This window comes from Vibrio sp. V03_P4A6T147, from assembly GCF_002241085.1.
GTDB classification, from domain to species: Bacteria; Pseudomonadota; Gammaproteobacteria; order Enterobacterales; family Vibrionaceae; genus Vibrio; species Vibrio anguillarum.
Window position 1 is genome coordinate 1 of record NZ_NDIO01000179.1, and the last position, 2,881, is coordinate 2,881.

The 2,881-nt window shown below is 46.9% G+C and carries 2 protein-coding genes and 1 pseudogene; all 3 read right to left on the reverse strand.

The features are described from left to right. Positions 1-571 (reverse strand): annotated as a pseudogene (locus tag B9J84_RS07060) (protein translocase subunit SecF); the annotation flags it as partial. Between the two features lie 2 nt (positions 572-573). Continuing rightward, positions 574-2,412, reverse strand: a complete 1,839-nt coding sequence (gene secD / locus B9J84_RS07065; protein ID WP_013868525.1) for a protein translocase subunit SecD — start codon at positions 2,410-2,412, stop codon at positions 574-576. 97 nt (positions 2,413-2,509) lie between these two features. Further along, positions 2,510-2,881 (reverse strand): hypothetical protein (locus tag B9J84_RS07070; protein WP_094123841.1); only part of this gene is annotated, 372 nt, incomplete at its 5' end.

Consider the following 2,881-nt stretch of genomic DNA (forward strand, 5'->3'; position numbering starts at 1 on the left):
CCGCCAGTACCGCCGCAAACACGGTTAGGTTGAACTCCATCTGTGTCAGGGCAAAGAAACCGAGCACTAAAATAACGTCATGCAGCAAGGCCAACAACGAGCCGCTCGCTAAACGCCATTCAAAGCGGAAACACAAGTAACCTAAGATACACAGTAAGCAGATCATCAACGCTAAACTACCTTGCTCCACCAGATCTTGTCCCACTTGCGAGCCGACCATACTGTTGCTCACCACCGTCACATGTTCAGAGACGTCGCTGAGCAAAGTGGGAATGTTAGGCGTCTCTTGATCGCTTTCAGGAAGCGCGTAGCGGATAACCCAACGTCCTTCTTCACCTGCTTTGGTGAGCATCGTTGAATCTCCTAATGTAGGTTTCAACGCTTGCAGTAACTCTTTGTTGGTGAGGGTTTTATCGACCGTGACTTCGGTGACCATCCCACCAGTAAAATCCAAACCCATGTTGAGGCCTTTCACACCAAACGCCACTAATGAGATCAGCATCAATGTCACAGAGAGTACGCTCGTGATGTAACGAATTGGACGAATATGGTTTTTCAAATAATCAATCATGTTTATACCCTTACATCACGACGAGCATCTCGTCCCCAAATGAGATTGATAACCGCACGCGAAGCAAATACACCGCTGAACATACTGGTCATAATGCCGAGCCCTAAAGTCAGGGCAAAGCCTTGGATTGGACCATTACCGATCGAATACAGAATCACGGCGGTGATCATAGTGGTGACGTTGGCGTCAAGAATGGTGCTAAAGGCGCTGCTAAAACCTGTATCAATCGCTTGCGCAAAGCTGCGACCTTCCGCGATTTTGTCTTTGATGCGTTCAAAAATTAGCACGTTGGTATCGACGGCCATGCCAACCGTCAAAACTAGACCTGCAATCCCCGGCAAGGTCAGCACAGCACCCGGCAATAAGGCAATCAGACCAATGAGACACACCATGTTAAACAGCAACGCCGCGTTCGCCACCCAGCCCAAACGGCGATACCAAAGCGCCATAAAAGTCAGCGTTAATGCCATACCTAAGGCTAATGCGGCAAAACCATTTTGAATATTTTCTGCGCCCAATGAAGCGCCGATGGTACGCTCCTCTACGATAGTCACAGGCGCGGTTAATGAACCAGCACGCAGCAATAAAGCCAGCTGCTGTGCTTCTTCCATCGAACCTGCACCAGTGATTCTAAATTGGCTACCCAGCTGCGATTGAATGGTCGCAACACTGATCACTTTTTCGCTACGCTCTGTTTCGCCACGGGCATTGGTGGTGTATTCACGGTACACGGTCGCCATCGGTTTACCGATATGCTTGGATGAAAAATCACTCATAATTTTGCCACCAGCGTGGTCAAGCGAGATGTTGACCTCAGACATCCCCACTTGGTCAATACCTGCGCGCGCATTAACAATGTGATCGCCGGTTAATACAGGGCGTTTAGTAAGTACAACATTGCGGCCATTTTCATCTTTTAGCACAATGTCTTGCGACGTAAACGCTTCGCTGGGTGATTTCGCCTCATAAAAAGCAAGGCTCGCCGTCGCACCAATCACGTTTTTCGCTTGTGATGGGTCTTGCACGCCCGGTAATTCGATACGAATGCTGTGTTCACCTTGGCGCTGAACCATAGCTTCAGTGATGCCTAGCTCTTCAATGCGATCACGCATAATCTTGAGGTTCTGTTGCAGCGTCGTTGATTGGAAATCGACTCGATTCTGTTTTGAAGGCTTGATCAGCAGTTGATCAGAAGAGCGTTGGATATCCCACCCTGAGTAAGTCTCTTTAAGAAATGCATTGATTTTATTGAGATCTTCCGCTGAATTGCTCATTACTTTGAAGCCATCAATACCTTCAGAGCTAACTTTCACGCTGCGAAGACGCTCGTCACGAAGCTTATCTTTCACGGTATCGATCATGCTGTCACGCTGCTCTTGGAACGCTTTATCCACGTCAACGTTCAGCAAAAATTGCACACCACCACGCAGATCCAACCCTAGTTTAATCGGGTTAAAACCTAAATTTGTCAACCATGTTGGTGCAACCGAAACGTAAGAGAACGTAATACTGTCTTCTTTTTCGATCATGCCATCGAGTAATTCTCTGGCGTGCGTTTGCTGGACTTCATCAGCAAAGACTAAGGTCGTTTTCCCACCTTGCTGCTGTATGTTTTGTACCGCAATATCGTTTTTTTCGAGTAGATGAGTTAATTCCACGACTGAATTAAGCGTCTCATTTTTAGAGGAGACTTGCAGTTGAATAGACGGCTGTTCGCCGTACCAGGTGGGTATAGCGCTCAAGGCAAGCACAACCAAAGTGGCGGCCAATACGATATACTTCCACGCAGAATAGTGATTAATAAGACGTGCTGACGCCTTTTTATTTTGTGTTTTTTTCATACCAATCCTCTCAGCAAAGCTGAGTTGTTATTACTTTAAATAAACAAGTTAAATGAACAAGCGAGTGACTTTGTCACTTGATATAAAGTAAGAAGGATCAGTACTGGCTATTTAACGCCACATACATGGCATTCGTTTCTTTCCAACCAGAAATTCTATGGTTAGAACTATAGGGGCGAGCTTGCCATGCCGCCAACTCAGCGACAGGAAAAAGATAAAGCCTAAAGGGAGCGACGGTGACGTCGTAATTGGGTGTGTTATCGACAAAAGTGGGGCCATCGTATTCAACGACTCGGGAAGTTACCCCCCAACGAGACGCGGTGACGATTGCAGCAGAAGTGTCTGAGTGAAGCGATTTTGATACGGGTGGAGCCGTTTGTTTATCTTGTTGATCAGAGATAGGTTGTTGAATAGCAATAGCTTGAGGCAATGTTTGCTGATGAACAATCGCCGTGAGCGAGGTTTTTTC

What these genes read in the sequence shown, in the direction of transcription:
- secD (WP_013868525.1), bottom strand. Translation starts at nt 2,412, where the DNA reads ATGAAAAAAACACAAAATAAAAAGGCGTCAGCACGTCTTATTAATCAC.